General features: G+C 73.1%; 1 protein-coding gene. It reads left to right on the forward strand.

Annotation, left to right across the window (positions count from 1 at the left end):
- Nucleotides 1-1,199 (forward strand): acetyl/propionyl/methylcrotonyl-CoA carboxylase subunit alpha (locus ACFYW1_RS39040; protein ID WP_389004601.1); only part of this gene is annotated, 1,199 nt, incomplete at both ends.

Consider the following 1,199-nt stretch of genomic DNA (forward strand, 5'->3'; position numbering starts at 1 on the left):
GCGGATGCGGTGCATCCGGGGTACGGGTTCTTGTCGGAGAACGCGGAGTTCGCGCAGGCGGTGATGGATGCGGGGCTGACGTGGATCGGGCCGCCGCCGCAGGCGATCCGGGATCTGGGGGACAAGGTCGCCGCCCGGCACATCGCCCAGCGTGCCGGGGCGCCGCTGGTGGCCGGTACTCCCGATCCGGTCTCCGGTGCGGAGGAGGTGGTGGCCTTCGCGCGGGAGCACGGGCTGCCGATCGCGATCAAGGCCGCCTTCGGCGGGGGCGGGCGCGGGCTGAAGGTGGCCCGCACCCTGGAGGAGGTTCCCGAGCTGTACGACTCGGCGGTGCGCGAGGCGGTCGCGGCCTTCGGGCGCGGGGAGTGCTTCGTGGAGCGCTACCTCGACCGGCCCCGGCACGTGGAGACGCAGTGCCTGGCCGACTCCCACGGCAACGTCGTGGTGGTCTCCACCCGGGACTGCTCGCTGCAGCGCCGCCACCAGAAGCTGGTCGAGGAGGCGCCCGCCCCCTTCCTCACCGACGAGCAGAACGCCGAGCTGTACGCGGCGTCCAAGGCCATCCTCAAGGAGGCCGGCTACGTCGGCGCGGGCACGGTGGAGTTCCTGGTCGGCACCGACGGCACGATCTCCTTCCTGGAGGTCAACACCCGTCTGCAGGTCGAGCACCCGGTGACCGAGGAGGTCACCGGCCTGGACCTGGTCCGCGAGATGTTCCGCATCGCCGACGGCGAGGAACTCGGCTACGGCGACCCGGCCGTGCGCGGGCACTCCTTCGAGTTCCGCATCAACGGCGAGGACCCCGGCCGCGGCTTCCTGCCCGCCCCCGGCACCGTCACCGCCTTCGCCCCGCCCACCGGCCCCGGCGTGCGCCTGGACGCCGGCGTGGAATCCGGCTCCGTGATCGGCCCGGCCTGGGACTCCCTGCTCGCCAAGCTCATCGTCACCGGCGCCACCCGCGAACAGGCCCTCCAGCGCGCCGCCCGCGCCCTGGCCGAGTTCCGGGTCGAGGGCATGGCCACCGCCCTGCCCTTCCACCGCGCCGTGGTCACCGACCCCGCCTTCACCAGCGACCCGTTCCAGATCCACACCCGCTGGATCGAGACCGAGTTCGTCAACGACATCAAGCCCTTCACCGCCCCCGCGGACGCGGACGCGGAGGAGGAGCCCGGCCGCGAGACCGTGGTCGTCGAGGTCGG

The sequence above is a fragment of the Streptomyces sp. NPDC002669 genome (genome assembly GCF_042889165.1).
In the GTDB taxonomy this organism is placed as follows: domain Bacteria; phylum Actinomycetota; class Actinomycetes; order Streptomycetales; family Streptomycetaceae; genus Streptomyces.